At 72.9% G+C, this 22,645-nt stretch carries 22 protein-coding genes; 7 read left to right on the top strand and 15 right to left on the bottom strand.

Features of this window, described 5'->3' with window-relative positions:
* Window positions 1–137: 137 nt before the first annotated feature.
* Window positions 138–683, top strand: coding sequence for an LPS assembly lipoprotein LptE (gene lptE / locus ACLBYE_RS04245; RefSeq protein ID WP_447682445.1), 546 nt, complete (start codon window positions 138–140; stop codon window positions 681–683).
* Between the two features lie 6 nt (window positions 684–689).
* Entirely contained in the window at window positions 690–1,727 is a 1,038-nt protein-coding gene (gene holA, locus ACLBYE_RS04240; protein WP_447693166.1) for a DNA polymerase III subunit delta, read from the top strand.
* Window positions 1,728–1,987: 260 nt separating this feature from the next.
* On the opposite strand, the gene ACLBYE_RS04235 is transcribed toward holA, so the two are convergent.
* From ACLBYE_RS04235 to mnmG, 4 genes are all read right to left on the bottom strand, one after another.
* Entirely contained in the window at window positions 1,988–2,881 is an 894-nt protein-coding gene (locus tag ACLBYE_RS04235) for a ParB/RepB/Spo0J family partition protein (protein WP_026605106.1), read from the bottom strand.
* 61 nt (window positions 2,882–2,942) lie between these two features.
* Complete coding sequence (locus ACLBYE_RS04230; RefSeq protein ID WP_012321019.1) at window positions 2,943–3,800, bottom strand: ParA family protein; 858 nt, start codon at window positions 3,798–3,800, stop codon at window positions 2,943–2,945.
* Window positions 3,797–4,432, bottom strand: coding sequence for a 16S rRNA (guanine(527)-N(7))-methyltransferase RsmG (gene rsmG / locus ACLBYE_RS04225; RefSeq protein WP_447693165.1), 636 nt, complete (start codon window positions 4,430–4,432; stop codon window positions 3,797–3,799). Before rsmG ends, ACLBYE_RS04230 begins: the two co-directional genes overlap by 4 nt.
* Window positions 4,429–6,330, bottom strand: coding sequence for a tRNA uridine-5-carboxymethylaminomethyl(34) synthesis enzyme MnmG (gene mnmG / locus ACLBYE_RS04220; RefSeq protein ID WP_447693164.1), 1,902 nt, complete (start codon window positions 6,328–6,330; stop codon window positions 4,429–4,431). The genes rsmG and mnmG overlap by 4 nt, the downstream gene beginning before the upstream one ends.
* A 400-nt stretch (window positions 6,331–6,730) precedes the next feature.
* On the opposite strand from mnmG, the gene ACLBYE_RS04215 reads away from it, so the two are divergent.
* A complete protein-coding gene (locus ACLBYE_RS04215; protein WP_020094296.1) occupies window positions 6,731–6,880 on the top strand; it encodes a hypothetical protein in 150 nt (49 codons plus the stop codon).
* Between the two features lie 141 nt (window positions 6,881–7,021).
* Here the strand turns inward: ACLBYE_RS04215 and ACLBYE_RS04210 are convergent, their stop codons facing one another.
* Together ACLBYE_RS04210 and ACLBYE_RS04205 are read right to left on the bottom strand one after the other, a co-directional pair.
* Window positions 7,022–7,243, bottom strand: a complete 222-nt coding sequence (locus tag ACLBYE_RS04210; protein WP_026605107.1) for a heavy-metal-associated domain-containing protein — start codon at window positions 7,241–7,243, stop codon at window positions 7,022–7,024.
* 68 nt (window positions 7,244–7,311) lie between these two features.
* Window positions 7,312–8,202 (bottom strand): MipA/OmpV family protein, encoded by an 891-nt coding sequence (locus ACLBYE_RS04205; protein WP_447693163.1) that lies wholly within the window; start codon window positions 8,200–8,202, stop codon window positions 7,312–7,314.
* 279 nt (window positions 8,203–8,481) lie between these two features.
* Between ACLBYE_RS04205 and ACLBYE_RS04200 the strand changes: the two genes are divergently transcribed.
* Window positions 8,482–9,978, top strand: coding sequence for an EAL domain-containing protein (locus tag ACLBYE_RS04200; protein WP_447693162.1), 1,497 nt, complete (start codon window positions 8,482–8,484; stop codon window positions 9,976–9,978).
* 64 nt (window positions 9,979–10,042) lie between these two features.
* On the opposite strand, the gene ACLBYE_RS04195 is transcribed toward ACLBYE_RS04200, so the two are convergent.
* The 5 genes from ACLBYE_RS04195 to bla all read right to left on the bottom strand — a co-directional run bounded on the left by ACLBYE_RS04195 (window position 10,043) and on the right by bla (window position 14,226).
* A complete protein-coding gene (locus ACLBYE_RS04195) occupies window positions 10,043–11,329 on the bottom strand; it encodes an OprO/OprP family phosphate-selective porin (protein WP_447693161.1) in 1,287 nt (428 codons plus the stop codon).
* 117 nt (window positions 11,330–11,446) lie between these two features.
* Window positions 11,447–12,295 (bottom strand): pantoate--beta-alanine ligase, encoded by an 849-nt coding sequence (gene panC / locus ACLBYE_RS04190; RefSeq protein ID WP_020094301.1) that lies wholly within the window; start codon window positions 12,293–12,295, stop codon window positions 11,447–11,449.
* A 96-nt stretch (window positions 12,296–12,391) separates the two neighbouring features.
* A complete protein-coding gene (locus tag ACLBYE_RS04185) occupies window positions 12,392–12,748 on the bottom strand; it encodes a hypothetical protein (protein WP_447693160.1) in 357 nt (118 codons plus the stop codon).
* A gap of 78 nt (window positions 12,749–12,826) precedes the next feature.
* Window positions 12,827–13,324, bottom strand: coding sequence for an aminoacyl-tRNA deacylase (locus ACLBYE_RS04180; protein WP_447693159.1), 498 nt, complete (start codon window positions 13,322–13,324; stop codon window positions 12,827–12,829).
* Between the two features lie 11 nt (window positions 13,325–13,335).
* Window positions 13,336–14,226, bottom strand: coding sequence for a class A beta-lactamase (gene bla, locus ACLBYE_RS04175; RefSeq protein ID WP_447693158.1), 891 nt, complete (start codon window positions 14,224–14,226; stop codon window positions 13,336–13,338).
* A 120-nt stretch (window positions 14,227–14,346) separates the two neighbouring features.
* Between bla and mnmE the strand changes: the two genes are divergently transcribed.
* A complete protein-coding gene (gene mnmE, locus ACLBYE_RS04170; protein ID WP_447693157.1) occupies window positions 14,347–15,672 on the top strand; it encodes a tRNA uridine-5-carboxymethylaminomethyl(34) synthesis GTPase MnmE in 1,326 nt (441 codons plus the stop codon).
* A 50-nt stretch (window positions 15,673–15,722) separates the two neighbouring features.
* Here mnmE and ACLBYE_RS04165 read toward each other — a convergent pair whose 3' ends face one another.
* The gene (locus ACLBYE_RS04165; RefSeq protein ID WP_447693156.1) at window positions 15,723–16,202 is read right to left on the bottom strand and encodes a hypothetical protein; all 480 of its coding nucleotides are present in this window, start codon (window positions 16,200–16,202) and stop codon (window positions 15,723–15,725) included.
* 196 nt (window positions 16,203–16,398) lie between these two features.
* The gene (locus ACLBYE_RS04160) at window positions 16,399–18,021 is read right to left on the bottom strand and encodes an ABC-F family ATP-binding cassette domain-containing protein (RefSeq protein ID WP_447693155.1); all 1,623 of its coding nucleotides are present in this window, start codon (window positions 18,019–18,021) and stop codon (window positions 16,399–16,401) included.
* 194 nt (window positions 18,022–18,215) lie between these two features.
* Here ACLBYE_RS04160 and ACLBYE_RS04155 point away from each other — a divergent pair, with 194 nt between their 5' ends.
* Window positions 18,216–18,476: a hypothetical protein gene (locus ACLBYE_RS04155; protein WP_020094308.1), complete on the top strand. Its 261-nt coding sequence runs from the start codon at window positions 18,216–18,218 to the stop codon at window positions 18,474–18,476.
* A 163-nt stretch (window positions 18,477–18,639) separates the two neighbouring features.
* Here ACLBYE_RS04155 and ypfJ read toward each other — a convergent pair whose 3' ends face one another.
* A complete protein-coding gene (gene ypfJ / locus ACLBYE_RS04150) occupies window positions 18,640–19,551 on the bottom strand; it encodes a KPN_02809 family neutral zinc metallopeptidase (RefSeq protein WP_447693188.1) in 912 nt (303 codons plus the stop codon).
* A 155-nt stretch (window positions 19,552–19,706) separates the two neighbouring features.
* Window positions 19,707–20,612, bottom strand: a complete 906-nt coding sequence (locus tag ACLBYE_RS04145) for a uracil-DNA glycosylase (RefSeq protein ID WP_447693154.1) — start codon at window positions 20,610–20,612, stop codon at window positions 19,707–19,709.
* A gap of 237 nt (window positions 20,613–20,849) precedes the next feature.
* Here ACLBYE_RS04145 and ACLBYE_RS04140 point away from each other — a divergent pair, with 237 nt between their 5' ends.
* Window positions 20,850–22,523, top strand: a complete 1,674-nt coding sequence (locus ACLBYE_RS04140; RefSeq protein WP_447693153.1) for an electron transfer flavoprotein-ubiquinone oxidoreductase — start codon at window positions 20,850–20,852, stop codon at window positions 22,521–22,523.
* Window positions 22,524–22,645 lie beyond the last annotated feature (122 nt).

Genomic DNA, 22,645 nt, shown 5'->3' with positions numbered 1-22,645 from the left:
CCGCGGCCGCACATTCGGAAACCGGGCGACCACGCTCTTGCCGCAGAGGAATCGTAACGTTTGCCCCGTAGCGTCGTGGCGCGGAACGCCGTGTCCGCGCTAGAACGATCCGACAGGCAGGGGCGGAACGACGGCGGATGGTGGGTTCGGGAGTTTCCATCGCGGGGCGGATCGCCCGCCTCGCCTGCGCGACCGGCCTGGCGCTGAGCCTCTCGGCCTGCTTCCGGCCGCTCTACGGGCCGACCGCCTCGGGGGAATCCGTCCAGGCCCTGCTCGCCTCGGTCCAGGTCGACGACGTCGCGATGGCCCAGGGCCAGGAGCGCCTCGGCCACTACCTGCGCAGCGAGCTGGTCTTCGACCTCGACGGGTCCGGCCACCCGGCGACCAAGCGCTACCGGCTGAAGCTCTCGGGCTCCGAGATCGTGCAGACCCCGATCGTCTCCTCCACCACCGGCCGCGCCGAGGCCGGCACCCTGGTGGCCAACATCAAGTACAGCCTCGAGGACATGAGCGGCACCAAGGTCTACACCGAGGGCGTCGCCACCTCGACCGCGACCTACGACCGCTCGATCCAGCGTTTCGCCAGCCAGCGGGCGGCGCGCGACGCCGAGATCCGGCTGGCGAGCGTGCTGTCCGACCAGATCAAGAGCCGCCTCGCGGCCGTGCTCTCGACGAAGCCGTAATCCGACGTGACGGCGGTCAAGGCCGGCGAGATCGAGGGGCTGATCCGGCGCGGGCCCGATCCGCGCATCCCGGTCATCCTGGTCTTCGGGCCGGATACCGGCCTGGTGACCGAGCGGGCCCGGAAGCTCGCCGAGGATTTCGTCGCCGACCCGGCCGACCCCTTCGCGCTGGTGCGGATCGACGGCGACGCCCTCGCGGCCGATCCGGGCCGGCTGTGCGACGAGGCCGGGACCCTGGGGCTGTTCGGCGGCCGGCGGTCGATCTGGGTCCGGCCCGGCACCCGCAATTACGCGCCGGCCGTCGAGGCCGTGCTGGGCGCGACGGTCGCCGACGCCCGCATCGTGGTGGAGGCCGGCGACCTCGCCAAGAACAACCCGCTCCGCACCCTCTGCGAGCGCTCGCCGAAGGCGCTGGCGATCCCGTGCTACGCCGACGACGAGCGGACCCTCTCGGACCTGATCGAGCGCACCCTCCAGGAGCGCAGCCTGCGGATCGACCGCGCCGCCCGGGAGGTCCTGGCCCGCAGCCTCGGCGGCGACCGCCGGGCGAGCCTGATGGAGATCGAGAAGCTCGCCCTCTACGCCGCGGGGGAGGGGGACCGGACCGTGACCCTCGAGCACGTGGAGGCCGTGACCAGCGACGTCGCCGCGAGCGTGCTCAACACCCTGATCGACGCCGCCTTCGACGGCCGCCGCGACGCGGTGGAGCGCGACTACCGCCGCTTCCGGCACGAGGGCCTCGACCCGGGCGTGGTGCTGGGCTCGGCGCTGCGGCACGCCCTGACGCTGCTCACCACCCGGCTCGACAATCCCGACAAGACGCCCGCCGCGATGGTGGCGACGTGGCGGGGCCTGCATTTCAAGCGCAGGGCCAGCATCGAGGGCCAGCTCGGCGCGTGGCCGCCCGGGACCCTCCGGCAGGCCGTGGCGGCCCTGCAGGAGGCCGTCCTGGCCTGCCGGCGGGCCGAGCCCGACCTGGCCCACGCGCTGGCCTCAGCGGCCCTCCTGCGGGTCGCGGAGGCGGGAGCGCGGCGGCGCCGCTGAGGCCGCGCCGTCCGCGGCGCGGATTCCCGCTACCGCACGGGAGAGGGGGGTACGGCGCGACGGTCCCGACCGGAGAGGTCCGCATGCGAGACGGCCGCGGCACGAACCGACGCGGACACGGACGCGCGATGGCGGCGCTCTATCGCCCGGCCCGGACCGCCTGACCCGAGCGAGACACCACGCCCTCTGCCACCGCGGGACGCGGCCTGCTGCCCGCCCTCGTGCCAGACCCGCTGAGGCGGGGCCGGCCGGGACGTTCCTCAGGCGTCCGAGACCTTGAACCGGTTGAGCAGGGCCTGCAGCTCGTCCTGGGTCTCGTAGCGGATGCGGATCTCGCCCGAATCGGCGTCCTTGGGCTTGTAGGAGACCGGGACACCGAGGGCCCGGTGAATCCGCAGTTCCAGGTCGCGCACCGTCGCGGGGCGCTCGGCCGAGAGGCGCGGGCGCCCGGGGCGGGGCGTCTCGGCCGGGGCGGCCTCCGCGGAGGCGATCGCCTCCACGTCCCGGACCGACAGGCTCTCGGCCACGACGCGCCGCGCCGTCGCCTCCGGATCGCGCACGGCCAGCAGCGCGCGGGCGTGGCCGGCGGTCAGCTCGCCCGCGGTGACCCGCTCCTGCACGGACAGCGGCAGGTTGAGCAGCCGGAGCGTGTTGGCGAGGTGGCTGCGGCTCTTGCCGAGGATCTCGGCCAGCTCCTTCTGGGTGTACGAGAAATCCTTCATCAGGCGCTCGTAGCCGGACGCCTCCTCGATCGCGTTGAGGTCGGTGCGCTGGACGTTCTCCAGGATGGCGAATTCCAGGGAGCCGCGGTCGTCGATCTCGACCACCACCACCGGCACCTCGTCGAGGCCGGCGCGCTGGGCGGCCCGCCAGCGCCGCTCGCCGGCCACGATCTCGAAGGTCCCGGGCACGTCGCCGATCGGGCGGACCACGATCGGCTGGATGATGCCCCGCTGGCCGATCGAGGCCGCCAGCTCGGACAGCTCCGTCTCGGCGAAGCTCCGGCGCGGGTTGCGCGGGTTGGCGCGCAGGAACTCGATCGGGACCCGGCGCTGCTCCTCGGCCTTGGCCGAGGCCTTGCCGGCCTCGTTGAAGTCACCGATCAGCGCCGCGAGCCCGCGCCCCAGTCGAGGCTTCGCCCCCTCCTCCGCCATGATCGCCACCCGTGTCACGCTCCACACTCGCCCCTCGAACCGGGAGGGGGACTCAAACCCGTCAGGCCGCGGCCGGAACCCGGCCCTCGCGCTGGATCACCTCCGAGGCGAGGCGCAGGTAGGCCTGACTGCCGGCGCATTTCAGGTCGTACAGCAGCGCCGGCTTCCCGTGCGAGGGCGCCTCGGAGATCCGGACGTTGCGGGGGATCACGGTCTCGTAGACCTTGTCGCCCATGAAGCCGCGCACGTCCGCCACGACCTGGGCGGAGAGGTTGTTGCGCGGGTCGAACATCGTCAGCACGATGCCCTGGATCGTCAGCTTCGGGTTCAGGGCGCCGCGGACCTGCTCGACGGTGCGCAGCAGCTGGCTGAGGCCCTCCAGGGCAAAGAACTCGCACTGCAGCGGCACCAGCACCGCGTCGGCGGCCGCCAGCGCGTTGATGGTCAGCAGGTTGAGCGAGGGCGGGCAGTCGATCAGCACGTAGCTGATCCGGCTGAGGCTCGGTGCCTGGGTCAGGCTCTTCAGGACGCCGCGCAGCCGGTGCGCCCGGTCGGGGAGGGTGGCCAGCTCCAGCTCCAGGCCGAGGAGGTCCATGGTCGAGGGCGCCAGCGACAGTCGCGGCACGGCGGTGGGGACAACGGCCTGCGCCAGCGAGGCCTCGCCGGCCATGACCTCGTAGGTCGAGACCCGGCGCTTGGCGCGGTCGATCCCGAGACCCGTGGAGGCGTTGCCCTGCGGATCGAGATCGATGACCAGCACGTCCTCGCCGATCGCCGCCAGGGCGGTGCCGAGGTTGATCGCCGTCGTGGTCTTGCCGACGCCGCCCTTCTGGTTGGCGAGCGCCAGAACGCGCAGAGGGCGTCGCATGGATGAATCCATGGACCTGTCGGCGGGGTCGCCGAGGATCGCTTCGCTCATCGGTGGCTCGGGGCGGCGAGGGCAGTGACGCGCACGATCCGGGCTTCGGAATCGGTCCGGCTCGGCACGAGGTCGTTAACGACTCTCCACTGCGCGCCGGCCTGGGTCAATTCGGCTTGTACGTCCCGCCCCTTCGGAAACAGGCCGGTGGTGCCCGTTTTCAACAGAGGCTCCGTCCAGGCGAGGAGCTGGGTCATCGGGGCGAGGGCGCGGGCGCAGACCACGTCGGTCCCGACGTACTCGCCGATCACCGCCTCGATGCGAGCGTTGCGCACCCGGGCCGGCACGCCGGTGAGCCGGGCGGTCTCGGTGAGGAACGCGCATTTGCGCGCGTTGCTCTCGACGAGGTCGACCCGGACGCCGCGCTCCCGTCCGGCGATGGCCAGGATCAGGCCCGGGATGCCCGCGCCGGAGCCGAGATCGAGCCACGTGCGGGCCTCCGGCGCGAGGTCGAGGAGCTGCAGCGCGTCGTCGATGTGACGGCTCCAGACCTCCGCCAGCGTCGCGGGGCCGACGAGGTTCTTGATCGGCTGCCAGCGCCGCAGCTGCGCCACGTAGAGGTCGAGCCGCTCCGCTGTTTCACGTGAAACAGCGGCCGCCGCCAGGATACGGGCGCGATCCGGATCGCTCATGCCGGGAGCCGGTCCGCGGGGGCCGACGCGGCGCGCGCCCCGCGGCGCGCGTGGGCGGCCAGCAGGGTGAGGGCGGCCGGCGTCACGCCCTCGATCCGCGCCGCCTGTCCGAGGGTCCCGGGGCGCACGGTCTCGAGCTTGACCCGCATCTCGTTCGAGAGGCCGCTGATCGCCGCGTAGTCCAGCCCCGCCGGCAGGCGCACGGCCTCGTCCCGGCGGAAGGCCGCGATGTCGGCGTCCTGCCGGTCGAGATAGACCGCGTAGGTCGCGTCGGTCTTCATCCGGTCGGCGATCCGCGGGGCGACTTCGGCGAGGTCCGGCCACACCGCCGCCAGGTCGGACCAGCCGATCTCCGGGTAGGCGAGGAGCTGGAAGCCGGTGCGGCGGATGCCGTCGCGGTTCAGGACGATCCCGTGGGCCGCGGCCTGGCTCGGCGTCAGGCTCACCGCGTCGAGGCGGGCGCGCGCCGCGTGGAGGGCCGCCTGCCCGGCCGCGAAATGGGCCGCCCGGTCTCCCCCGACGCAGCCCAGCGCGATCCCGCGCGGCGTCAGCCGGGCGTCGGCGTTGTCGACCCGCAGGGACAGCCGGTACTCCGAGCGCGAGGTGAACATCCGGTACGGCTCGCTGACTCCCTGGGTCACGAGGTCGTCGATCATCACGCCGAGATACGACTCGGCCCGGTCGAAGCCCGCGATGCCGAGGCCGCCCGCGTGCCGTGCGGCGTTGAGGCCGGCCACCAACCCCTGGCCGGCGGCCTCCTCGTAGCCGGTGGTGCCGTTGATCTGGCCGGCCAGGAACAGGCCCGGCAGGCTCTTCACCTGGAGGCCGACGTCGAGCTCCCGGGGGTCGACGTAATCGTACTCGATGGCGTAGCCCGGCCGCAGGATCGCGGCCCGCTCCAGCCCGGGAATCAGGCGGACGAGGTCGTGCTGCACCTCTTCGGGCAGCGCCGTGGAGATGCCGTTCGGGTAGATCGTCGGGTCGTCGAGACCCTCGGGCTCCAGGAAGATCTGGTGGCCCTCGCGGTCGCCGAAGCGCACGACCTTGTCCTCGATCGACGGGCAGTAGCGCGGGCCCCGGCTGGCGATGCCGCCGGAATACATCGGCGAGCGGTGCAGGTTGGCGCGGATCAGGTCGTGGACGGCCCGGCTCGTCCGGGTGATGCCGCAGCGGATCTGCGGCGTCGTGATCCGCTCGGTCAGCGTCGAGAACGGCACCGGCTCGGCGTCGGCCTCCTGCATCTCCAGGCCGGACCAGTCGATGGTCCGCCCGTCGAGGCGCGGGGGCGTGCCGGTCTTCAGGCGCCCGAGGCGGAGGCCGATCCGGTCGAGCGTCCGCGCCAGACCGACCGCCGGCGCCTCGCCGACGCGGCCCGCCGGGATCTGCCGCTCGCCGATATGGATCAGGCCGCGCAGGAAGGTGCCGGTGGTCAGCACCACCGCGCCGCAGGCGAGGGTCCGGCCGTCGGCCAGGACGAGGCCGCGGAGGCGGCCCTCGGCGTCGAAGGCCAGGTTCTCGCAGGCGCCGGCGACGACCGTCAGCCCCTCGGTCGCGGCCACGGCCGCCTGCATGGCGGCCGCGTAGAGCTTGCGGTCGGCCTGGGTCCGGGGGCCGCGCACCGCCGGTCCCTTGCGGCGGTTGAGCAGGCGGAACTGGATGCCGGCCGCGTCGGCGACCCGGCCCATCAGCCCGTCCAGGGCATCGACCTCGCGGACGAGGTGGCCCTTGCCGAGGCCGCCGATCGCCGGGTTGCAGGACATCGCCCCGATCGTCGCCGGATCGTGGGTGACCAGCGCGGTGCGCGCGCCGCAGCGCGCCGCGGCGGCGGCGGCCTCGACGCCGGCATGGCCGCCACCGACGACCGCGACGTCGAACCGGGCGGAGGAGGGGGTGAGCATCGGGTACCGAGCAGCCTTTCGCGGACATCCCGCCGCGGGTGCGAGGAGCGCCCCGGGCCGTGCACGGCGGGTGGGCGCGGGACCGGCGGATCTGCCGGGAGGTCTAAGCGCGCGCGGGCGCGCCGGTCAACGCGTCCCGCCCGCCGGCACGACGCCCCCTCCGCCGGCGCATCCTCTGAATGCGGTATTCAGAACGCCCGGCGCGCGAAGATCTGTCGTTCCCGCGCGCGTTGCTGTCGCGGAGCCCGCGAGGACTTGGGCGTCGCGCCTTGTCAGTCGCTGCGGACCGTGCAAATCTTGCGCCGTGACGCGATCCTGTGCGGACAACGCCGTCCGGCAGGCCCACGAGAGGGACCATTTTCGCCGCGCCGCCGAGCGACGCGCGAGGAGGAGACTCGAGATGTCGTCGCTGACAATCGGCCTGGGCGCCGCCTGTTGCGCGGCCGGCGCCGCCGCCCATTTCCTCGACCGCACCCGGCGCAAGGAAGGCCTGTTCGGCCTCGCGGGCTTCGCCCTGCTCCTGACCGGGATGTTCCTGAGCCGCTCCTGAGAGGGATTCCCGGGGGCGCGTCGTCTCGGGCCAGGCTGCCCGCAAGGCTTCCCGGCCGAGCGTCGCGCCGGCCGGGATGACCGCACCGCGCGCGCGGACGGCCGCACGGTGCGGCCCGCGAACGCGGGACGCCGAGCCGGCTTAGCCGGTCATGGCCGTCGCGGTGTAGCCGGCCTTGGTCAGGGCCTCGGCGATGGTCAGCGCCTGCGCGTCCGTGCGGATCGCCACGCGCGCGGCGTCCCGGTCGACCTGCACGTCGGCCGCGGGATCGATCCGTTTCACCGTGCGGGTCACCGCGGCGGCGCAGCCGTCGCAGGTCATGCCCTCGACCCGCATCAGCAGGTCGGCGCGCGTCTCGTCCATCGGGGCCTCCATAACCGCCTCCCCGGGATGTCGGGGCCCGGCGGGGCCGGCGCAAGCCGGGTGCCGGCTCAGAACAGCGCCGGCATGCGGAAGGCGTAATCGATGCGCAGGCCGAACTGATACTGGTTGGGGTTGCCGAACGGGCGCCGCACCAGCGGGCTGTTGCCGGAGGCGCCCAGGATCCGGGTGTAGCCGGCATAGGCCGTATAGGCCCAGGTCTCGCTCTGCGTGTAGGTCACGCCGCCGAGCACGCCGGCCGAGTAGAAGCTGCGCGGATCGTAGGGGGTGACGCGCCCGTTCAGCGCCGCCTCGATCGGCGAGACGCCGAAGTATTTCCGGGCGTAGCTGGCATCGCCGACATTGAGGCGCGGCCCGATGGAGAACAGGAACTTCTCCGCCGGGATCAGGTAGTCGGCCGCCACCGAGCCGACCGTCCCGTGGTGCCCGTAGACGCCCTGGCGCAGCTCGACGCGGGTCCGGATGAACGAGACCGGGTAGAACTCCGCGAACACGCCGGGCTCCACGGCGAAGCGGGCGTCGCGGAAACCGTACAGGTGGCGCCGGTCGTCGCCGTAGTAGCGCCCCGGCACGAAGCGCGCGGTCGGGCCGATGCGGAACGACTCGGTGTCGAAGAGCGAGAAGCTGAACCCGTCATCCGGCGTCGAGAAGCGGCGCGGCTCGCCGACCCGGCGGATGTCGATCGACGGGTAGCCGACGGCCGTGTAGTCGCTCGCGCCCGGATAGCGCGGCACGGCCTGGATCGAGCCGCTCAGCGTGACGATCCAAGTGTTGGGATCGACCATCGCGAAGGTCGGCGTGGTGCGCGGAAGATCCGCGCCGAGATCCGCGCCGAGATCCGCGGCCCGCGGCGCCGTCGTGCCGAGGGTCGCGAGGAGCGCGCCGGCGCCGAGAACGGCGCGAAATCGGGGAGTACGCGGGGGGGCGGGCGTCATGGCCACGCTTTATGATCCTTTTTCATCCCGTCCGCATTCGCAAGCCGCGCAACCCTCCCCGGATCGCCCCGCAATCGGGTCCGCCGTGATGAATCCGCAACGTTCCAGCGGGCGCGGGCGTCACACCGCCCGGAATTAACAGGCGGCGGCGCGCCATCGCGGTCCCCGAGCCTTGCCGGGCGGGGTGCAGGCGGCCAATGATCCTGCGATTCGGTTCGCGCCCGGTGGGGATCGCTCGGGATGTCCCCCGGCGACCGGCGCGCGTTCCCGGCAGGTGTTCAGACGATGGTCCCGGTCCTCGGCCGGTACGCGGGGCTGCTGACGGTCGGCCTTCTCGGGCTCGTCGTTCTCGGGCCGCTCGCGGTGTTCCTGCCGCTCTGGAGTGCCCTGACGCTCGGCGCCGCGGCCGCCCTCGCGGGCGGTCTCGCCCTGACCCGTATCGCCACCCTCAAGGCGCGCTGCGAGAAGCTGTCCGGCGAGGTCGATCTGCTGTCCCGGCGCCTGCTCAAGGTCGAGACGGCGGCCGCGACCGCGGCGGCCCAGCCGCGGCCCGAGACCGCCGAGGCCGCCCTGCGCGCCCAGATCGAGGAACTGACCGTCGAGTTCGGGCTCCTCAGCGGGATCGTCCGCGACCTCACCACGGTCGTGAGCGCCCAGGATGCCGAGATCGCGGGCCTCAAGGCCAGGCCGGAGATCGCGCCCGAGATCAGGCCCGCGATCGGGCCCGCGATCGCATCCGCCGAGGCGCCCCGGCCGCTGCCCGCGGTGCCCGGCGCAGCCCTTCCGGATCCCGCGACGGCCCCGTCGTCTCAGCCCGTGCCGGAACCGCCTCCGCAGGTTCAGGCCGCCCCGCTCGAGCAAGTCCCGCCCCGGCCTCAGCTCGCCCCGGCCCCGTCCGTACCGGCGCGGCCGATTCCGCCGCGGCCGATCCCGCCCCGCCCCGCCATTCCCCCCGCGGACGAGGGCGCGATCGTCGCGGCCTTCGAGGGGGACGGTCTGGAGATCCACCTGCAGCCGGTGGTCACCCTGCCGCAGCGCAAAGTGGTGGCCTACGAGGCGCTGGCCCGGCTGCGGATCGGCGCCCCCGGCGCGCCGCCGGCCGAGCCCGACATCTTCCTGCCGGTGCTGGAGCGCTACGGGCGCACCACCGAGCTCGACCGCCGCATGCTGCAGCGGGCCACGATCGTGGCGCGCCACCTCGCCCGGCGCGGCAGCGAGACCCTGCTGACCTACGGGCTGTCGCCGCTGTCGCTGTTCGAGCCCGGCCTCCTGCGCGAGCTGGCCCGCACGGCCGCCGACGACCCGGCCCTGGCCGGCCTGACCATCGCGCTGCCGCAGGAGAGCTGGCGCCGTCTCGATGCCGGCCAGCGGGGCCTGCTCGCGCCCCTGCAGGGCCGGATCGGGTTCAGCCTCGACCGCCCGGACGACCTCCGCTTCGACGCGGCCGAACTCGCGGCGCTCGGCATCGGGCAGGTCAAGGTGCCGGCGGAGATGCTGCTCCGGCCCGGCGCGGGCCGCGGCAGCCTGTCGGACATCGCCCTGGAGGACACCGCGCCGGCCCTGGCCCGGGCCGGGATCCGCGTCGTCGCCACGGGCGTCGCCGACGAGGCCGACGTCCCGGACCTGATCGACCTCGACGTGCCGTTCGCGCAGGGGACGGCCTTCGCGGCCCCGCGCCCGGTGCGCGCGGAGGTCCTGGCGACCCCGCCCGCCGAGGAGCCGACGCCCCCGCCGGAGCCGGAGCGGCGCCCGTTCCGGTCGGTCCTGCGCAGAGCCGTGTAAGGGGCCGTGTGAGGGCCCGTGTGAGGGGCCGCGCCCGGGCACGCTGCCGGCCCGGCCTACCCCGTCACCAGTAGATCTGCAGGCGCGCGATCACCGTGTCGACCGTGAACTGGCGGGTGCCCAGCGTCTCGGCCTGGGCCACCCCCGGCTGCACGCGCCCGTGCACGACGTTCCCGATCAACCGGAGGTTGGGCTCGGGATACCAGCTCAGACCGAGAGTCACGTCCTGCTCCATGCCCCCGCGGAAGCCCCGGGCGTCCAGGTCGACGGCGCTGTAGCGCACCGCCAGCTCGAACACGCCGATCCCGCCCCGGGAGAGCCGCTGCGCCTCCGGAACCGTCACGCCCCGGAAGGTCGCGTAGGTGGTGCCGCTCTGCGGCGTCAGCGCGTAGGCGCGGCCCTCGCCGTTGAGCACCAGGGCCGCCTCGACGTAGCCGCCCTGGAAATCGAGCGCGGTGCCGGGCTGGCCGGGACCGCGGAACGGCTGCAACGCGGCCCGGATGTACTCGGCCTGCAGCAGGAACGGGCCGCGGCGATAGGCCAGCTCGGCGCCGAGGCGCGACACGCTGGCGGCGTCGGGGAGGTCGCCGGTATCCACCAGGGGGCGGTCGAACAGGAAGGCGCCGGCGGGGCTGGAGAAGCTGAAGGCCCCGTCCGACCGGGACCGGCTGCGGAAGACCCCGGCGAGGCCGAGATGCAGGGTCTCGTCGCCTTCCATGATCGGCGCGACGGTGGCGCGGGCCGCCACCGCGACGCCGTCCCCGTCGATGCCGCTGCTGGCGGCGTTGCCGAACACGCCGGCCACCGCGGTCCAGTTCTTCCCGTGATGTCCGGCCGCGAAGCCGAACCGGCGCTCCGGCACGAGGGCGTTGGCCACCGAGCGCTCGGCGAACAGCGTGTCGTTGTTGCTCTGCAGCCATTCCAGGCTGAAGGGCTCCTTCATGTTGCCGAGCGTCAGGATCGTGTCCGGGAGCCCCTTCCAGGCGACCAGCGCGTCGTTGATCGGCAGCATCGGGTCGGCGAAATCGTACTGGAAGGCGATCACCCAGTCGCGGCCGATCGTGAGCGTCGGCTCGATCCAGGCCCGGCGCACGGCGACGTTGTCGGGGAAGGCCTCGGGCAGGTCCGGCCGGCTGAAACCCGCCGCGCCGCCATCGATGTGCAGCCGGCCGCCGATCCGGAGCTTCACGTCGGGCTCGGGGAAGGTGAGCGTCAGCCCCTTCGCGTCGTAGCGCAGGCGCTCGCCGTAGGGGCCGGCCATCCCCTCGAACGCGTCCTCGCCGGCGCCGGCGGGGCCCGCCAGGGCGAGGGACACGGCCAGGACGGCCGGTGCGGTGCGCGTTCCGATCACGGGACCAGCAGAGAACAGGTCGGCCGGTCGACGCCAATCACCTGCCGCAGTGAAAGCCGGAAATCCGCGCGCCGTGGCCCGGCGGCCACGACCGTCGGTGGTCGGACCAGCGCCGGCCTAGACGGCGCGATTGTCGATCAGCCGGGTCCGGCCCAGGAAGGCCGCGGCGATGACGCGGGCCGGGCCGTCGACCCGCTCCACCGGCACCAGGGTCCGGGCGTCGCAGACCGCGAGGTACTGGACGCGGAATCCCGCCGCCTCCAGCGCCGCCCGCCCGGCGGCGATCCGGCCGGCCACCGGGGTGCCGTTGCGGGAGGCGGAGGCGATCTCGGCCAGGACGGCCTGGAGTTTCGGGGCGACGGCGCGCTCCTCGGCCGAGAGGTAGCGGTTGCGCGACGACAGCGCGAGGCCGTCGGGCTCGCGCACGGTCGGCACGCCGCGGATCTCCACCGCGAGGTCGAGATCCGCCGCCACCTGCTGGAGCACGCGGAGCTGCTGGAAATCCTTCTCGCCGAACAGGGCGACGTCCGGCCGGACTTGGTTGAGGAGCTTGGTCACCACCGTGGCGACGCCGGCGAAATGGCCGGGCCGGAACGGCCCGCACAGCCCCTCGGTCAGGCCCGCGACCTCGATCCGGGTGGCGAAGCCCGGCGGGTACATGGTCTCGACGCCGGGCGTCCAGGCGGCGTCGGCGCCGGCCCCCGCCAGCAGGGCCAGGTCCGCGTCGAGGTCGCGGGGATAGCGGGCGAAATCCTCGTTCGGGCCGAACTGGGTCGGATTGACGAAGATGCTGGCCACGGTCCGGCGGCCGATCCGCCGCGCCTCGGCCACGAGGGCGAGGTGCCCGTCGTGCAGGGCGCCCATGGTCGGGATCAGGACGACGCGCTCGCCCGCCGCGCGCCACGCGGCCACGCATCCGCGCAGGGCAGCGAGGTCGCGGAAGGACTGGAAGGTCGACTCGGACACGGCACGGGCTCCGGGGGAGGGCAGGGCCGGTCTAGAGCATGATGCGGGGCGGTGGAATCCGGCAGTCGACGCCGGACCGCGTCGTCCCGGTCGGCGTCAGGGGCAGTAGGGCAGGAGGGAGCGCCCGAACGGATCGTCCACGCCGAGCGGCGGCGTGAAGCCGTAATAGCTCGGATGCCCCAGGCCGTACTCGGAGCCGACGTAGCTCGGATCGTCCGGGGCGTTGGTCGGCACGGGCACCCGCCGCGGCGTGCAGCCCTCCGGCACGCGACGGGACCGGACCGCGTAGACCGGCCGACGGTCGAGGCCGTCGTTGCGCGGGAAGAAGCGGGGGCTGCCGCCCGCGCCCGACTCGGCGCCGTAGCGGAGGTCGAGATCGGCCGCCCGGCCCGGTGCCGCCAGCAGCAGGACGAGTCCGAGCGCCGTCACCGCCCTGCGCGCCGTCTCCCGCATGCCGCCCCTGCGCCGCCTTCGCCTCTGTCGGAAGGCGACACCGTGCGACGGCAGGGTAAACGAGTGATTACCGCGGGATCACGTCAGCGGCACGACGAGGGCGTCCAGGACGGCGGCGAGATCGCCCTCGGTCAGCCGGATCTGCAAGCCGCGGCCGCCGCCGTTGACGTGGATCTCGGCCGCCGGCTCGGTCAGGGACCCGGCGTCGATCGCGGTCGGGAAGGACCGCTTCTGACCGAGCGGGCTGATCCCGCCGACATGGTAGCCGGTCAGCCGCTCGGCATCGGCCGGCTTGAGCATGGACGCGGCCTTGCCCGAGAAGGCGGCGGCGACCCGCTTCATCGACACTTCCCGGTCGGAGGCCACGAGCAGGCAGACGGTCCGTCCGTCCACCGACGCCATCAGGGTCTTCAGCACGCGTCCCGGGTCCACCCCGAGCGCCTCCGCGGCCTGCAGGCCGATGCGCGGCGCGTCAGGATCGTACGTGTAGGCGTGGAGGCTGTGCCGGATGCCGGCCTTGTCGAGGGCGAGCGTCGCGCGGGTCGTCTTGTTGGGTGTCTTGGAGGCTGTCTTCATGGTTCGTCCGGTCAGGTCGAATGGGCGCGCGCGGCGATGAGGCGGCCGATCTCCGCGTAGGCCGCCGCGCAGGTGTCGGGGGAGGCGGTCGATTCCGTGACGTAGACCGCCGCGAGGATCGGCGCGCGCCCCGGCGGCCGGAGGATCGCCACGTCGTTGACGGTGCCGTTGTCGCCGCTCCCGGTCTTGTCGCCCGCGATCCAGTCGGGCGGCAGGCCGGCCCGCAGGCGCTTCCGGCCGGTCTCGCAGGCGACCATCCAGGCCTCCAGCCGGGCGCGCGAGGCCGGCGTCAGGACGGTTCCGAGGAGGATACGGCCCAGGGTCGCCCGCATGGCGTCCGGCGTAGTCGTGTCGCGCGGGTCGCCGGGCAGCGCGGTGTTGAGGGTCGGCTCGGTCCGGTCGAGGCGGGTGACGGGGTCGCCGGTGGTCCGCAGCCACGCGGTCAGCGCCTCGGGGCCGCCGAGATCCGCCAGGAGCAGGTTGGCGGCCGTGTTGTCGCTCCAGATCAGCGTGGCCGCGCACAGGTCCGCGACGCTCATCCGACCGGTCCCGGCGCCGGCCTCCAGCGCCTTCCGGGTCACGGGCGCGTAGCTCAGGAGGTCGCCGGCCCCGTAGCTGACGACCCGGTCGAGGGTCTCGCGGCCGGCATCGACCCGCGCCAGGACCGCCGCCGCCGCCAGCACCTTGAAGGTGCTGCACATCGGGAAGCGCGCGTCGGCGCGGTAGGCGGCGAGGACGCGGTCCGCCGAGGCGGCCGCGATCCCGATGCGGCCGCCGAGCCGGCGCTCGATGGCGGCCCAGTCCGGCTCCGCCTCCGCGGCGCGCGCGGGCAGGACCGGGGACGCGGCGAGGGGCGCGGCGAGCAGGCCGAGGCCGAAGGCGCGGCGGGTCGAGACGATCATGGCGCTTCCCTTCGAGATCGCGACGGCGCAGGCGGGTGCGGCGCGTCGGCGCCGGGATGGTATAGGGCGGCCGCGGTTGTTTCACGTGAAACTCCGCCCCTCGCGCGGCCCTGTGGGACCATGACCGATACCGACACGCTCTTCGCACCGGCCAGCGGCTTCGGCCGGGCCGCCGTCGCGGTGATCCGCATCAGCGGACCGGCCGCGCGCGACGCGCTCGTCGCCCTGGGCGGACGTCTGCCGCCGCCCCGCCGGCTGTCGCTGCGGAGCCTCCGGGATCCGCACGACGGAACCGAACTCGACCGGGCGCTGGTGGCGTGGTTTCCCGGGCCGGACACCTACAGCGGCGAGGATATGGCCGAGCTGCACCTGCACGGCGGCGCGGCCGTGCGGATGGGCGTCCTGGCCACCCTCGCCCGCCTCCCGGGCTGCCGGGCCGCCGAGCCCGGGGCCTTCACGCGGCGGGCCGTCCTCAACGGGCGGATGGACCTCGCCGAGGCGGAGGCCGTCGCCGACCTGATCGAGGCCGAGACCGAGGGCCAGCGCCGGCAGGCCCTGCGCCAGCTCGACGGCGCGCTCAGCCGGCAGGTGGCCGCGTGGCGCGCGGAGGCGATCGACTGCCTCGCCTCCGCGGAGGCCGCGCTGGACTTCGCCGACGAGGGGGATGTGGACGATGCCGGGCTCGACGCGGCGCTGCTCGACCGCGCCGCCCGCCTGCGCGACGCGATCGCCGCGGCGCTGCGCGACGGTCGGCGCGGCGAGCGCCTGCGCGACGGGTTCACGGTGGTGCTGGCGGGGGCTCCCAACAGCGGGAAATCGACCCTGCTGAACGCGCTGAGCCGACGGGACGCGGCCATCGTGTCGGACAGCCCGGGGACGACCCGCGACGCCATCGAGGTGCGGCTCGACCTCGGCGGCCTGCCGGTCCTGCTGGTCGACACGGCCGGGCTCCGCGAGACCGCGGAGCCGATCGAGGCGGCGGGGATCGTGCGGACGCGGGCGCGGATCGACACCGCCGATCTCGTGGTCGCCCTCGTGTCCCCCGGCGGCGCGGTCCCGGATCTCGGGCCGGCACGCGGTCCGGTCATGACCGTCCGTACCAAGGCCGATCTTTTTGCCGGCTCAGAACAGGGAGGTGATCCGGCGGACGTGACGGTCTCGGCCCATACCGGCGCCGGCATGGACGCCCTGCTCGATGCCATCCAGGCCGCGGCCGAGGACGGTCTCGGCACCGGCGACGCGCTGATCACCCGCGCCCGGCACAGGGCCGCGCTGGAGGCCTGCGTCGGCCATCTCGATCGCGTGTCGGGGAGTGCCGGCGGTCTCCCGGAACTGGCCGCGGAGGATCTGCGGCTCGCGGTGCGGGCGCTCGGCGCGGTCGCGGGCCATGTCGGCGTCGAGGACGTCCTCGACCGGCTGTTCAGCGGGTTCTGCATCGGGAAATAGATTTATAGCCGGCAAGCCATCGGGCTGGAATCGGGCCTGACGCGGCTTCGCTACCGGGGGATCCGCAGGATCCGCGGCCGCCAGATCCCGAGCGCCACATTCGCGGTCGCGACCGCCAGCAGGACCCAGAGGGTGCCGCGCTCACCGGTCAGCGAGACCGCCAGCACCGCGGGATCGACGAGGCCCGCCAGCGCGCGGGCGCTCTGCTCCGCCTCCTGCTTCATCGGGCCCTGGACGTAGACCAGCCCGCCCTCGAACATCAGGACGCCGGTGGCGAGCTTCACCCACGCCCACCCGGCGTTGAGGAAGGCGCGGTTCAGCGCCATCGCCAGCAGGCCCGACATCAGCGTCACCGCCAGGGCGGGCAGGAAGATCCAGGTGGCGACGGCGCCCATCGCGCCCCGCATCGCCGCGTAGCCCGTCAGGGCGGACGGCGCGGGCGCCAGGCTCAGCATGACGACCAGGGACGCCATGGCCCCCAGCAGCCCCGCGGACCCCATCGTGTGGAGGAACTTCAGCAGGCGTCGCACGGCGTCTCACCCGGGCCGTTTCGGCGCAGCCTAGCGCGGGGCGTCGGGGGGCGATAGCGGCGCGCCGGTCGCAGGGCCTCCGGCCGGAACGCGCAGCCGTCCTCGCGAGCGCGGCGAAGCGATCCGGCAACGCCACACTGACCGAGGTCCCGCTGCCCCGGGTCGCTTCGCCGCGCCCGCGCGGACGAGCGGACCGTCAGCTCCGGAGGCCCGGCGCCTCCTGGCCGGTGCGGGCCACGTACTCGGTGTAGCCGCCGCCGTACTGGTGGATGCCCTCCGGCGTGACCTCGAGCACCCGGTTCGAGAGGGCGGCCAGGAAGTGCCGGTCGTGGGACACGAACAGCATCGTCCCCTCATAATTGGCCAGCGCCTCGATCAGCATCTCCTTGGTGCCCATGTCGAGGTGGTTGGTCGGCTCGTCGAGCACCAGGAAGTTCGGCGGGTCGTAGAGCATCAGTGCCATGACCAGCCGGGCCTTCTCGCCACCCGAGAGCACCCGGCAGCGCTTCTCGACGTCGTCGCCCGAGAAGCCGAAGCAGCCGGCCAGCGCCCGCAGCGACCCCTGGCCGGCCTGCGGGAAGGAATCCTCGAGGGTCTGGAACACCGTGCGGTCGCCGTCGAGCAGGTCCATGGCGTGCTGGGCGAAGTAGCCGAGCTTGACGCTGCCGCCGACCGTGACCGAGCCGTCATCGGGCGCGGTGGTGCCGGTGACGAGCTTCAGGAGCGTCGACTTGCCGGCGCCGTTGATGCCCATCACGCACCAGCGCTCCTTGCGCCGCACCGAGAAGTCGAGCCCCTCGTAGATCGTGCGGCTGCCGTAGCGCTTGTTCACGCCCTTGAGCATCACGACGTCGTCGCCCGAGCGCGGCGCCGGCTGGAACTCGAAGGCCACCGATTGCCGCCGCCGGGGCGGCTCGACCCGCTCGATCTTGTCGAGCTTCTTCACCCGGCTCTGCACCTGGGCGGCGTGGGAGGCCCGGGCCTTGAACCGCTCGATGAAGGCGATCTCCTTCGCCAGCATCGCCTGCTGGCGCTCGTACTGCGCCTGGGCCTGCGCCTCGTTGAGCTTCCGCTGGCCCTCGTAGAAGGCGTAGTCGCCCGAGTAGGTGGTGAGCGCGCCGGCGTCGATCTCGATGATCTTGGTGACGATCCGGTTCATGAACTCGCGGTCGTGCGAGGTCATCAGCAGGGCGCCGTCGTAGCCCTTCAGGAACGATTCGAGCCAGATCAGGCTCTCGATGTCGAGGTGGTTGGACGGCTCGTCGAGGAGCATGACGTCCGGGCGCATCAGCAGGATGCGGGCGAGCGCCACGCGCATCTTCCAGCCGCCCGAGAGGGCGCCGACGTCGCCGTCCATCATCTCCTGGCTGAAGCTCAGCCCGTTGAGCACCTCGCGGGCCCGGCCCTCCAGGGCGTAGCCGTCGAGCTCTTCGAACCGGGCCTGGACCTCGCCGTAGCGCTCGACCAGGGCATCCATCTCGTCGGCGCGGTCCGGGTCGGCGAGCGCCGCGCCGAGCTCGGCGAGCTCGGCCGCGACCGCGCTCACCGGGCCGGCGCCGTCCATCACCTCGGTGACGACGCTGCGGCCCGACATCTCGCCGACATCCTGGCTGAAATAGCCGATGGTGATGCCCCGGTCGGCGGCGACCTGCCCCTCGTCGGGCTGCTCCTGGCCGATGATCATCCGGAACAGGGTGGTCTTGCCGGCCCCGTTCGGGCCGACGAGCCCGACCTTCTCGCCCCGCTGGAGGGCGGCCGAGGCCTCGATGAAGACGAGCTGCCGCCCGTTCTGCTTGGTGATCTTGTCGAGGCGTATCATGGGGCGGGCGCTGTCCGGGAGGTCGCTGTCCGGAAGGTGTCCGGGAGTATCCGGGCCGCTTACGGCATCGGCCGACGCGGCGCAAAGGCGGGGTGCCGCAGTGCGGGATAACGCTTGCGTCCGGCGCAAGCCTGGGCGCATCCCGGGACCCGGGACGAGGCTCGGCCGTTGCCCTGGGCAACATGAGGATCGCGATGCTGTTCGGTTGGTGGATGACGGGCATGGACATGGCCATGCTGGGGCTGGAGGCGCAGGGCGTCATCGCGCAGCGCATGGCGATGTTCGCCCTCGGCGGCCCGGCGGCCCAGGCCGAGGCGCAGCTCATGGTGACCGAGAAGATGCTGGCCGCCGGCGAGGCGGCGCTCATGCTCGCCGCGGGCGCCTCGAACGGCAAGGTGATCCGCAGCTACCGGCGGAAGGTCCAGGCCAACGCCCGGCGGCTGAGCCGGGGGTGAGGCGCGTGCCCCGCCGGATCTCCGCGCGCCGTCATTGCGAGAGGAGCGAAGCAATCCAGCGGCGCCACATCTCGGGACGTCGCGCGACCCTGGGTCGCTTCGCTTCGCTTCGCTTCGCTGCGCTCGCGATGACGGGGGCGGCTCGTGAAGCCGCGATCCGCCTTCAGTTGTTGGCCGTCCGGAACGTGTCGCAGGACTTGGTCTGGCCGCTCTTGTAGCCGGCCATGAACCAGCGCTGGCGCTGGGCCGAGGAGCCGTGGGTGAAGGAATCCGGCACCACGTAGCCCCGCGAGCGCTGCTGGAGCGCGTCGTCGCCGATCTGCGCGGCGGCGTTCAGCGCCTCGTCGATGTCGCCCTTGTCGAGCTCGGCGTACTTGTCGTTGGAGTTCTTGGCCCAGACGCCGGCGAGGCAGTCGGCCATCAGCTCGATCCGCACCGAGAGGGCGTTCGCCTCGGTCTTGCTGGAGGCCTGCTGCTGGCGCTGCTGGACCTTGCCGAGGATGCCGAGCACGTCCTGGACGTGGTGGCCGACCTCGTGGGCGATCACGTACGCGTAGGCGAAGTCGCCCTTCACGCCGAACTTCGAGGCCATCTCCTTGAAGAAGCCGGTGTCGAGATAGACCTTCTTGTCGAGCGGGCAGTAGAACGGGCCCATCGCGGCCTGGGCCGAGCCGCAGCCGGAGCGCGTGCCGCCGGTGTAGAGCACCAGTGTCGTCGGGGTGTACTGCTTGCCGGTCTGCTGCGGCAGGATCTGGCTCCACACGTCCTCGGTGTTGCCGAGGATCTTGGAGGCGAACCGGCCGCTCTCGTCGGTCGGGGCCTGGCGCCGCTTGGCCTGGGTCTGCGGGTCGACCTGCTCCTGCTGGCTGCGGCCGCCGCCGCCGATCTGCTGGGCCCCGCCGATCAGGATCGCCGGGTTGATGCCCGTGAAGTAGCTGATGATCAGCAGCACCACGATGGTGCCGATGCCGAGGCCGCCGGCGCCGCCGCCGGGAAAGCCCATGCCGCCACCGCCGCCGCCCTCGCCCCGGCGATCCTCGACGTTGTCGGAGCTGCGTAGATCTTCCCAGCGCATGGTGGGTCCCGCCATCGGTGCTGCGCCGGTCCGCCTCGGGCGGGCCGGGATTGGCTGTGCGTCGTCGTGTCCGGCCGATGGCGCGCCAGCAGCGGGAACGAAGCTCTAATGGCGGGAGGGGAGAGCCGGTTCCGTCACTCCGGTCAAGCTCGCGGTCACGCTTTCCCGTCGAGGAGGGCGCGCAGGGACCGGAAGTCCCGCCACGCGAGGCGCTTCTGGACCGGCTGGCGCAGCAGGAAGGCGGGGTGGAGCGTGGCGAGCAGCTTCACCTCGCGGTTCGGCAACTTGTACGGGAAGAGGCGGCCGCGGGTCCGCAGGATGCCGTCCTTGGTGCCGGTCAGCGTCTGGGTCGCGGGCGCGCCGAGGCAGACGATGATGTCCGGGTCGACGAGCTCGATCTGGCGCTCCACGAAGGGCCGGCACACGGCCACCTCCTGGGGGGTCGGGTTGCGGTTGCCCGGCGGCCGCCAGGGCACGATGTTGCCGATATAGGCGCTCGTCCGGTCGAGCCCGACCGCCTTCATCATCTTGTCGAGGAGCTGGCCCGAGCGGCCCATGAACGGCTTGCCGATCCGGTCCTCGTCGGCGCCGGGCGCCTCGCCGAGAAACATCACCCGCGCCTCGGGATTGCCGTCGGCGAAGACGAGGTTCTTCGCCGTGAAGCGCAGCGGGCAGGCGTCGAAATCCGCGAGAATCCGCTCGAGCTCGTCGAGGGACTTGGCCTGCCGCGCCCGGGCGCGGGCGTCGCTCGTGGCCTCGTCGGGCTGGGCGCTGGCGGCGCGGCCGAAGGTGCGCGGCGCCGCAGCCGGTGGGGCCGATCCCGGCGGCGGCGATCCGGGGGGCGGCACGAGCGTGTTGGCGACCGGGCTGGCGGACGGCTCGGCGGCCCGGGATGCCGCGCGGCGCGGGGCGCGCAGGGTCGGGGCCGGCGTGTCGGCCTCGTTGAAGCGGTCGTGCGGCTGCTCGTCGAGCGCCGCGTCGGCGCCGACCTCCACGTGGAAGTCGAGATAGGCGATCAGGTCGGCTTGCGCGTCGGTGGGGCTCGGCATGGGACTCAGCATGTGGGATCGCCGGGGCCTGTGGACAACTCGCCGAATCGCTCCGGGTGGCAAGGACTTGCGTGACCGAACAGCGCGGCGCGGCACAGCGCTGTGACGCCGTTCCCTGCGGCTAAGGGAACTTTGCCTCGAGCTTGAGCGTCGGCAACTTGCCTTTCTAGCTTGGAATCGCTTGAGACGGCATCAGGAAGGCCGCCCCGGCGACGAACCGGGCGCCGGAACAAGAAAAGGAACCCGAGGATGGCGCTGCCCGAACGCGAGAGCATGGATTTCGACGTGGTCGTGGTGGGCGCCGGCCCGGCCGGCCTCGCCACCGCGATCCGCCTGAAGCAGCGCGCCGCCGAGATCGGCGAGGAGATCTCGGTCGTCGTCGTCGAGAAGGGCTCGGAGGTCGGCGCCCACATCCTGTCGGGGGCGGTGATCGACCCGATCGGCCTCGACCGGCTCCTGCCGGAGTGGCGCCAGGACCCGGAGCGGCCGCTCAAGACGGAGGTGCAGCGCGACGAGTTCATGATGCTCACCAAGAACAGCGGCATCACCCTGCCGAACGTGTTCTTCCCCAAGCTCATGTCGAACCACGGCAACTTCGTCGGCTCGCTCTCCAACGTCTGCAAGTATCTCGGCGCCCAGGCTGAGGCGCTCGGCGTCGAGATCTACCCGGGTTTCCCGGCCTCCGAGGTGCTGTTCGACGGCAACGGCGCCGTGGCGGGCGTCGCCACGGGCGATCTCGGCATCGGCCGGTCCGGCGAGCCGCGCGAGGACTACACCCGCGGCATGGAGCTGCGCGCCAAGTACACGGTGTTCGGCGAGGGCGCCCGCGGCAACCTGACCAAGGGCCTGATCCAGCGCTTCGAACTCAACCGGCACAGCGACCACTTCAAGTACGGGCTCGGCGTGAAGGAGCTCTGGCAGCTCGCCCCCGGCAAGTTCGAGCCCGGGCTGGTGCAGCACACGATGGGCTGGCCGCTGCCCAACAAGGCCGGCGGCGGCTCCTGGCTCTACCACTTCGACGACCACCTGCTCTCGGTCGGCTTCGTCACGCACCTGAACTACGAGAACCCGACCCTGTCGCCGTTCGAGGAGTTCCAGCGCTTCAAGACCCACCCGATGATCGCCGAGACCTTCGAGGGCGCCAAGCGCATCGGCTACGGCGCGCGGGCCATCATGGAGGGCGGCTGGCAGTCGGTGCCCAAGCTGGTCTTCCCCGGAGGCTGCCTCGTCGGCTGCTCGGCCGGCTTCGTGAACGTGCCGCGGATCAAGGGCTCGCACAACGCGGTGCTGTCCGGCATGCAGGCGGCCGACGCCATCGCGGACGCCCTGAAGGCGGGCCGCGCCGGCGACGAGCTCACCGCCTACGAGGCCGGCTGGCGCGACAGCCCGATCGGGCAGGACCTGAAGGCGGTGCGCAACGTCAAGCCGCTCTGGTCCAAGTACGGCACGCTGGTCGGCGTCGGGCTCGGCGGGATCGACATGTGGGCGACCAGCATCCTCGGCGCCTCGCCGTTCGGCACGCTGTCCCACGGCAAGCCGGATCACGCCTGCCTCAAGCCGCTCTCGGAGGTGACGCCGATCGTCTACCCGAAGCCGGACGGCAAGCTGACCTTCGACCGGCTCTCCTCGGTCTACCTGTCGAACACCAACCACGAGGAGGACCAGCCGCCCCACCTCAAGGTCCGCGACCCGGAGCTGCAGAAGCGCTCCGAGCACGACGTCTACGGCGGCCCATCCGGCCGCTACTGCCCGGCCGGCGTCTACGAGTGGGTGGAGGATGCCGCCGCCAGCGACGGCGTGCGCTACCAGATCAACGCGCAGAACTGCGTCCACTGCAAGACCTGCGACATCAAGGATCCGAACCAGAACATCGACTGGGTGACGCCGGAGGGGCCGGGCGGGCCGAACTACCCGAACATGTGAGGTCGGCCCTCGGCCGAGGGGCCGAGGTACCCGTCTTTGCGAGCGGAGCGAAGCAATCCAGCGGCGCCACGCTTGCCGCGGTCGCACCTCTCTGGGTCGCTTAGCTGCGCTCGCGATGACGG

The sequence above is a fragment of the Methylobacterium sp. A52T genome, from assembly GCF_053346095.1.
The sequence above is the reverse complement of the archived record's forward strand: the minus strand, read 5'-3'. Positions and strand labels throughout refer to the sequence as shown.

Bases quoted from the DNA above. Each gene is read 5' to 3' on its own strand.
- ACLBYE_RS04210 (WP_026605107.1), bottom strand. From the start codon at position 7,243: ATGGACGAGACGCGCGCCGACCTGCTGATGCGGGTCGAGGGCATGACC.
- ACLBYE_RS04160 (WP_447693155.1), bottom strand. From the start codon at position 18,021: ATGATACGCCTCGACAAGATCACCAAGCAGAACGGGCGGCAGCTCGTC.
- mnmG (WP_447693164.1), bottom strand. From the start codon at position 6,330: ATGCTCACCCCCTCCTCCGCCCGGTTCGACGTCGCGGTCGTCGGTGGC.
- ACLBYE_RS04230 (WP_012321019.1), bottom strand. From the start codon at position 3,800: ATGAGCGAAGCGATCCTCGGCGACCCCGCCGACAGGTCCATGGATTCA.
- ACLBYE_RS04185 (WP_447693160.1), bottom strand. From the start codon at position 12,748: ATGCGGGAGACGGCGCGCAGGGCGGTGACGGCGCTCGGACTCGTCCTG.
- mnmE (WP_447693157.1), top strand. From the start codon at position 14,347: ATGACCGATACCGACACGCTCTTCGCACCGGCCAGCGGCTTCGGCCGG.
- ACLBYE_RS04200 (WP_447693162.1), top strand. From the start codon at position 8,482: ATGGTCCCGGTCCTCGGCCGGTACGCGGGGCTGCTGACGGTCGGCCTT.
- rsmG (WP_447693165.1), bottom strand. From the start codon at position 4,432: ATGAGCGATCCGGATCGCGCCCGTATCCTGGCGGCGGCCGCTGTTTCA.
- ACLBYE_RS04155 (WP_020094308.1), top strand. From the start codon at position 18,216: ATGCTGTTCGGTTGGTGGATGACGGGCATGGACATGGCCATGCTGGGG.
- ACLBYE_RS04180 (WP_447693159.1), bottom strand. From the start codon at position 13,324: ATGAAGACAGCCTCCAAGACACCCAACAAGACGACCCGCGCGACGCTC.
- ypfJ (WP_447693188.1), bottom strand. From the start codon at position 19,551: ATGCGCTGGGAAGATCTACGCAGCTCCGACAACGTCGAGGATCGCCGG.
- ACLBYE_RS04215 (WP_020094296.1), top strand. From the start codon at position 6,731: ATGTCGTCGCTGACAATCGGCCTGGGCGCCGCCTGTTGCGCGGCCGGC.
- ACLBYE_RS04145 (WP_447693154.1), bottom strand. From the start codon at position 20,612: ATGCTGAGTCCCATGCCGAGCCCCACCGACGCGCAAGCCGACCTGATC.
- ACLBYE_RS04235 (WP_026605106.1), bottom strand. From the start codon at position 2,881: ATGGCGGAGGAGGGGGCGAAGCCTCGACTGGGGCGCGGGCTCGCGGCG.
- lptE (WP_447682445.1), top strand. From the start codon at position 138: ATGGTGGGTTCGGGAGTTTCCATCGCGGGGCGGATCGCCCGCCTCGCC.
- bla (WP_447693158.1), bottom strand. From the start codon at position 14,226: ATGATCGTCTCGACCCGCCGCGCCTTCGGCCTCGGCCTGCTCGCCGCG.
- ACLBYE_RS04140 (WP_447693153.1), top strand. From the start codon at position 20,850: ATGGCGCTGCCCGAACGCGAGAGCATGGATTTCGACGTGGTCGTGGTG.